Origin of the sequence: Pseudomonas cerasi (assembly GCF_027983475.1) — a bacterium.
In the GTDB taxonomy this organism is placed as follows: Bacteria; Pseudomonadota; Gammaproteobacteria; order Pseudomonadales; family Pseudomonadaceae; genus Aquipseudomonas; species Aquipseudomonas cerasi.
The window spans coordinates 1,536,875-1,543,313 of sequence record NZ_JAQJVM010000002.1 but is presented as its reverse complement, the minus strand read 5'-3'; the positions used below and the strand labels follow the sequence as shown (position 1 = coordinate 1,543,313).

Sequence of the window (6,439 nt, the reverse complement as noted above, 5' to 3'; positions counted from 1 at the left end):
GTGAAACGATGTATCGCCGATGGTAGTGTGGGGTTTCCCCATGTGAGAGTAGGTCATCGTCAAGATTGAATTCCAGAAACCCTCTTCGCTTACGCGTTGAGGGTTTTTGTTTGTCTGGTGCCTGCAAAAACCAGCGTGAAAACACGTTTTCGTTTCTATGCATCATGCCTCAGCGTGGCTATGATGCGTGCCTTATTGCCAGGCGATTCCAAATGCTGACCTTGTTAAAGCTTCTTGCCGATGGTGCGTTTCATTCCGGACAGGTATTGGGCGATGCCCTCGGCATAAGTCGCAGTGCTGTATGGAAGCAGCTTCAGCAGCTTGAAGCGGATCTGGGCATAGATGTCCACAAGGTGCGTGGTCGTGGTTATAGACTCGCAACGCCTATTTCTCTTCTAAGTCCTGGCGGTATCGAACAGTCAGGCTTTCCTGCCAACTGGTCTGTTCGCACTTACGATTCCATCGACTCGACCAACGCTGAGGCCGCACGCCTGATCACTCAAGGCGTTCCTCTGCCTGGACTGGTGGTGGCCGAACAGCAGACTTCCGGAAGAGGGCGACGTGGTCGAAAGTGGGTAAGTCCCTTTGCTGAAAACCTGTATTACAGCCTGGTCCTGCGCATCGATGGCGGGATGCGTCAGCTGGAAGGCCTCAGCTTGTTGGTGGGGCTCGCGGTGATGAATGTCCTGCGTGATATGGGCGTCCAGGGCGCAGGCCTCAAGTGGCCAAACGACGTGCTTGTTGGCAGGCAGAAGATCGCCGGCATTTTGCTCGAGCTGATTGGCGATCCGGCGGACGTTTGTCATGTGATCATCGGGATAGGGGTGAACGTAAACATGCGTTCCTCCAGCGAGGTGGATCAGCTATGGACGTCGATGAGGCTTGAGACAGGCGGCCTGGTTGATCGCAATCAGGTCGCCGCTCGTATAAGCACCCAGCTTGAGGCTCTTATGGCGGTTCATCGCAGGGAGGGCTTTGCAGCATTTCATAAGGAGTGGGAGCGTGGGCACTTGTGGCAGGGTGCTGCGGTCAAGCTGCTCTCGGGGGTGGAGGTCGTGGAGGGAGTAGTGTTGGGGGTCGACTCACTTGGAGCGCTGCGGTTGGAGGTCAATGGTGTGGAAAAAAGCTTTAGTGGTGGTGAGCTGAGCCTGAGGTTGCGAGATGATTCTTGAGCTCGATTGCGGCAACAGCTTCATCAAGTGGCGCATTACCGCTAAAAGCGATGCAGCAGTGGTCAGCGGCGGTGTTGTGGACTCTGACGCAGCCTTGTTGGAGCACCTGCGCAATCTACCTGACACGACGTTCAGCGACTGCCGTCTGGTAAGTGTCCGCAGCGCCGAAGAAACGGCGCGTCTGGTTGCTGTCCTGGCTGACGCGTTCTCGGTTGCCCCCGTCTGCGCAGTGCCTGCCCGCGAGCTGGGAGGGGTGATCAATGGCTATGACGATTTCGAACGTCTCGGCCTGGATCGCTGGCTGGCTTTTGTAGGTGCGTACCATCTTGTCAAACGTGCATGCCTGGTGATTGATCTGGGCACTGCCGTGACATCTGATTTCGTCGACGCCGGCGGCGCGCATCTTGGTGGTTTCATCTGTCCTGGGATGCCCTTGATGCGCAATCAGTTGCGCACCCATACTCGTCGCATCAGGTATGACGACACGGAGGCGGAAAGGGCGTTGGTTCGTCTAGTTCCCGGGCGTGCGACCGCAGAAGCGGTAGAGCGTGGCTGCTCGCTGATGCTTCGGGGGTTTGCAGTGACTCAGGTCGAGATAGCTCGTGGGTATTGGGGGGGCGACTTTGCTATTTTTGTGACGGGCGGTGACGCTGCTCTGGTTGCGGATGTGCTGCCAGGAGCCCGAATTGTTCCTGATCTGGTCTTCGTGGGGCTGGCTCTCGCCTGCCCTTTGCGTTGAGGTCTTTATGCGTTGGTTATTTCTTCTGCTGTTGATGCTTAATGCCTTTTATTACATCTGGCATCAGCAGGAGGCTCCGCTCAGGGCCAAGGAGGTCATGCCCTTGTCGTTGCATCGTGCTTCTCAGCAGGATATCCGTCTGCTCAGCGAATCGGATGCTGGCCGGGCGTCCCACGATCCTGACACTAAATGTCTGTACGTTGGTGGCTTTGCCAGGCAAGAGGACGCGCGCTTGGTAGAGCAGCGATTGAACAGCCTGGATATCCAGTCTCAATATCAGTCAGTGCAAACGAGCGGGGCGACCGCCTACTGGCTGAAAATTGCGCCGGAAAGTCGACGCCTTGTCGAAGCAGGCTTGATCAGCCAGCTGAGTCAGGATTTCCCGCAATTAAAAAATCAAATAATGTCGTGCGGGGGCATTGCAACTGCTGATTAGTTTACATAGAATGGCGCCCGCTTCGCAGTGAGGTGAAAGTCTCACGAACGAAGTGGTAGTAGTCAACGCATGTAACCTCAGGTTTTTACTGAGAAAAAGGTTGACAGAAGGGTAGCATGAGTTGAGAATGCTGCCTCGCCTAGGAGGGGTTCCCGAGCGGCCAAAGGGATCAGACTGTAAATCTGACGTCTACGACTTCGAAGGTTCGAATCCTTCCCCCTCCACCAGATTTAGCGCGAGCTGCAAGTTGTGCGGGTATAGTTTAGTGGTAGAACCTCAGCCTTCCAAGCTGATGATGCGGGTTCGATTCCCGCTACCCGCTCCAGGCTTGTGGTTCATGCATAGTGTTTTGCTCTTGTAGCTCAGTTGGTAGAGCACACCCTTGGTAAGGGTGAGGTCAGCGGTTCAAATCCGCTCAAGAGCTCCATTGATAAAGGCAGATATGAAAATATCTGCCTTTGTTTTAGGTGGTTCCGCGCTGCGTGCGCCGTCTAAAGCTTGTTCGGAAGGCGTCGCCTGTTTGGTGCTCTCCGAATAAGGTGTTGAAAAACTCTTGTCAGGTCCGCATAATGGTCGGCCTGATTTTGCTTTTAGGTCAGTAGCTCAATTGGCAGAGCGACGGTCTCCAAAACCGTAGGTTGGGGGTTCGATTCCCTCCTGACCTGCCAGATTCCCTAGATGTAATCTGGCTTTCTTTTCACAGGATCTCCGTAGATGAATCCCAAGGCTGAAGCATCAGACTCTCGCTTTGATATGCTGAAGTGGCTCCTGGTAGTCGTTTTGGTTGTCGTGGGTGTTGTCGGTAATCAGTATTATTCTGCTGAGCCGATCCTGTATCGCGTTCTCGCTCTCCTTGTGATTGCCGCAGCCGCTGCATTTGTAGCGCTGCAGACAGGCAAAGGTAAGGCTTTCTTCGTTTTGGCGAAAGAAGCCCGTGCCGAGATCCGTAAAGTCGTATGGCCTACTCGCCAAGAAACCACTCAAACCACGTTGATCGTTGTGGCTGTTGTGCTGGTTATGGCGTTGCTGTTGTGGGGGCTCGATTCCCTGCTCGGCTGGCTTGTTTCCTTGATAGTTGGCTAAGGGTGTCCCGTGGCTAAGCGTTGGTACGTAGTGCATGCTTACTCGGGTTACGAGAAGCATGTCATGCGCTCGTTGATCGAGCGTGTGAAGCTGGCAGGCATGGAAGATGGCTTCGGCGAAATTCTGGTTCCCACTGAAGAAGTGGTTGAAATGCGTAATGGCCAGAAGCGCAAAAGCGAACGCAAGTTCTTCCCAGGTTATGTGCTTGTTCAGATGGACATGAATGAGGGTACTTGGCACTTGGTCAAGGACACCCCGCGTGTCATGGGCTTCATCGGCGGTACCGCTGACAAGCCTGCTCCCATCACTGATAAAGAGGCAGAAGCGATTCTGCGTCGTGTTGCTGACGGTAGCGACAAGCCGAAGCCGAAAACGCTGTTCGAGCCAGGTGAAGTTGTTCGTGTCACCGACGGTCCGTTCGCTGATTTCAATGGCACGGTCGAAGAAGTTAACTACGAAAAGAGCCGGATTCAAGTGGCGGTGCTCATTTTCGGACGCTCTACTCCGGTAGAGCTGGAGTTCAGTCAGGTCGAAAAGGCATAACTGAGCTGGAATCCCATACCCCGCAGCCCAAGGCTGTGGGGTTTTTTCGTCACTGGGATATACGCGTAAGTAACCGGGGAGCCTTTGTTGGCGCTTGAACCCGTAATTGGAGTGCCTCATGGCCAAGAAGATAACCGCATACATCAAGCTGCAAGTGAAAGCCGCTCAGGCTAACCCAAGCCCGCCAGTTGGTCCTGCTCTGGGTCAGCACGGTGTGAACATCATGGAATTCTGCAAAGCGTTCAACGCCCGTACTCAGGGTATTGAGCCAGGCTTGCCGACTCCAGTGATCATCACTGTATACAGCGACCGTAGCTTCACTTTCGAAACAAAAAGTACCCCTGCATCGGTTCTGCTGAAGAAAGCTGCAGGCTTGACCAGCGGCTCGGCTCGCCCGAACACCGTTAAAGTTGGCACCGTGACTCGTGCTCAGCTGGAAGATATCGCTAAAGCAAAAAATGCGGATCTGACTGCAGCTGACATGGAAGCGGCCGTGCGTACCATCGCCGGTTCCGCTCGTAGCATGGGCCTTAACGTGGAGGGTGTGTAATGGCTAAGCTGACCAAGCGTCAAAAGGCAATCGCCAGCAAGATCGAAGCTGGTAAATCCTACAACTTCGTAGACGCTGCTGCTCTGCTGACCGAGCTGTCGACTGTCAAGTTCAGCGAGTCTGTAGACGTTGCTGTTAACCTGGGTGTCGATCCTCGTAAATCCGACCAGGTTGTACGTAGCGCTACTGTACTGCCACACGGTACCGGTAAGACTGTACGCGTTGCAGTTTTCACCCAGGGTCCTGCTGCTGAAGCTGCTCTGGCTGCCGGTGCTGACCGCGTTGGTATGGACGATCTGGCCGCTGAAATGAAAGCTGGCGATCTGAACTATGACGTCGTTATCGCTTCCCCTGACGCAATGCGCGTTGTGGGTCAGCTGGGTCAGGTTCTCGGTCCTCGCGGTCTGATGCCAAACCCGAAAGTCGGCACTGTTACTCCTGACGTTGCTAACGCCGTCAAGAACGCCAAGGCTGGTCAGGTTCGTTATCGTACCGACAAAAACGGCATCATCCACACTTCCGTTGGCAAGGTCGGTTTCGACGCTGTCAAGCTGAAGGAAAACGTTGAAGCCCTGATCGCTGATCTGAAGCGTATCAAGCCTGCTTCTTCGAAAGGTATTTACGTCAAGCGCATCACCCTGAGCACCACTATGGGCCCAGGCCTGGTCATCGACCAGGGTTCGTTGGAAGCGTAAGACAAAATGGTACGGTGATTGATGCCGTACCGTTTGAAAGATTGGGGTCCCTGCCTGGCGGGGGCTATCCAAGACCGTAGGCGACGCAAGTCTTAAACCACAAGCCTACGCAGATGGTGCTCCCGGTTCCTTACCGAATCAGACACCAAAACGACATCTGGCTTCGGTCGGATGAAACGGTAACAAGCAGGAGTTAAACCCGTGGCAATTAAACTCGAAGACAAGAAGGCCATCGTCGCTGAAGTCAACGAGGCTGCCAAAGCTGGTCTGTCCGCTGTCGTGGCTGATGCCCGTGGCGTGACGGTTGGCGCAATGACCGGACTCCGTAAAGAGGCTCGTGAAGCTGGCGTTTACGTACGTGTTGTACGTAACACCCTGCTCAAGCGCGCTGTTGCTGACACTGAATTCAGTGTCCTCAACGACGTGTTCACTGGCCCGACCTTGATCGCGTTCTCCAATGAACATCCTGGCGCTGCTGCCCGTTTGTTCAAGGAATTCGCTAAAGGTCAGGACAAGTTCGAGATCAAGGCAGCTGCGTTCGAGGGCAAGTTCCTCGCAGCTAATCAGATCGATGTACTGGCAAGCCTGCCGACCCGTGACGAAGCAATTTCTCAGCTGATGAGCGTGATTCAAGGCGCTACCAGCAAGTTGGCTCGTACTCTGGCGGCTGTTCGCGACCAAAAAGAAGCAGCTGCAGCCTAAGGCTGAGTCAGATCTTTTCGCGTATTTTTGTTTATTTTGATGGTCGCGTAGGCCGTCCCCCAATTCAGGAAATTGAGTCATGTCCATCTCTCAAGACGATATCCTTAACGCCGTAGCTGAAATGTCCGTTCTGCAGGTTGTAGAGCTGATCAAGGCTTTCGAAGAGAAGTTCGGCGTTACTGCTGCTGCTGGCTCTGCTGGTCCTGCTGCTGCAGCTGCTGTTGTTGAAGAACAAACTGAATTCAACGTCATGCTGCTGGAAGCTGGCGAGAAGAAAGTAAACGTGATCAAGGCAGTTCGTGAACTGACCGGTCTGGGCCTGAAAGAAGCCAAGGCTGTAGTTGACGGCGCTCCTGCCCAGGTTCTGGAAGCAGTGTCGAAAGACGCAGCTGACAAAGCAAAAGCTACCCTGGAAGAAGCAGGCGCTAAAGTCGAGCTGAAATAAGCATCGATTTTGAGTGTCCAGCCCACGCGTTTAGCGAAAGGCTGATGGCTGGTGGCTTTTGCCACCGGCCTTTT

At 54.2% G+C, this 6,439-nt stretch carries 9 protein-coding genes and 4 tRNA genes; all 13 read left to right on the top strand.

Going from position 1 to position 6,439, the window contains the following annotated elements; translation table 11 throughout:
- Positions 1–212: 212 nt before the first annotated feature.
- Complete coding sequence (gene birA / locus PI739_RS16200) at positions 213–1,172, top strand: bifunctional biotin--[acetyl-CoA-carboxylase] ligase/biotin operon repressor BirA (RefSeq protein WP_054081916.1); 960 nt, start codon at positions 213–215, stop codon at positions 1,170–1,172.
- Entirely contained in the window at positions 1,162–1,911 is a 750-nt protein-coding gene (locus PI739_RS16195) for a pantothenate kinase (protein ID WP_054081917.1), read from the top strand. Before birA ends, PI739_RS16195 begins: the two co-directional genes overlap by 11 nt.
- Positions 1,912–1,918: 7 nt before the next feature.
- Positions 1,919–2,347 carry a hypothetical protein gene (locus tag PI739_RS16190; RefSeq protein WP_054081918.1) on the top strand — a complete coding sequence of 143 codons (429 nt, stop codon included), beginning with the start codon at positions 1,919–1,921 and terminating at the stop codon, positions 2,345–2,347.
- A 142-nt stretch (positions 2,348–2,489) separates the two neighbouring features.
- Positions 2,490–2,574: transfer RNA gene (locus PI739_RS16185), tRNA-Tyr, on the top strand.
- 24 nt (positions 2,575–2,598) lie between these two features.
- A tRNA-Gly gene (locus PI739_RS16180) sits at positions 2,599–2,672 on the top strand.
- Between the two features lie 26 nt (positions 2,673–2,698).
- Positions 2,699–2,774, top strand: a tRNA-Thr gene (locus PI739_RS16175).
- A gap of 165 nt (positions 2,775–2,939) precedes the next feature.
- Positions 2,940–3,015: transfer RNA gene (locus PI739_RS16170), tRNA-Trp, on the top strand.
- A gap of 46 nt (positions 3,016–3,061) precedes the next feature.
- Complete coding sequence (gene secE, locus PI739_RS16165; RefSeq protein WP_002555502.1) at positions 3,062–3,430, top strand: preprotein translocase subunit SecE; 369 nt, start codon at positions 3,062–3,064, stop codon at positions 3,428–3,430.
- 9 nt (positions 3,431–3,439) lie between these two features.
- Positions 3,440–3,973, top strand: a complete 534-nt coding sequence (gene nusG, locus PI739_RS16160; RefSeq protein ID WP_002555501.1) for a transcription termination/antitermination protein NusG — start codon at positions 3,440–3,442, stop codon at positions 3,971–3,973.
- Between the two features lie 118 nt (positions 3,974–4,091).
- The gene (gene rplK, locus PI739_RS16155; RefSeq protein WP_002555500.1) at positions 4,092–4,523 is read left to right on the top strand and encodes a 50S ribosomal protein L11; all 432 of its coding nucleotides are present in this window, start codon (positions 4,092–4,094) and stop codon (positions 4,521–4,523) included.
- Positions 4,523–5,218, top strand: coding sequence for a 50S ribosomal protein L1 (rplA, locus tag PI739_RS16150; protein ID WP_002555499.1), 696 nt, complete (start codon positions 4,523–4,525; stop codon positions 5,216–5,218). The genes rplK and rplA overlap by 1 nt, the downstream gene beginning before the upstream one ends.
- Before the next feature lie 201 nt (positions 5,219–5,419).
- On the top strand, positions 5,420–5,920 hold the full coding sequence (gene rplJ, locus PI739_RS16145; RefSeq protein ID WP_003431816.1) for a 50S ribosomal protein L10: 501 nt from the start codon (positions 5,420–5,422) through the stop codon (positions 5,918–5,920).
- Between the two features lie 79 nt (positions 5,921–5,999).
- Positions 6,000–6,365: a 50S ribosomal protein L7/L12 gene (rplL, locus tag PI739_RS16140; protein ID WP_003317111.1), complete on the top strand. Its 366-nt coding sequence runs from the start codon at positions 6,000–6,002 to the stop codon at positions 6,363–6,365.
- Positions 6,366–6,439: the final 74 nt, after the last annotated feature.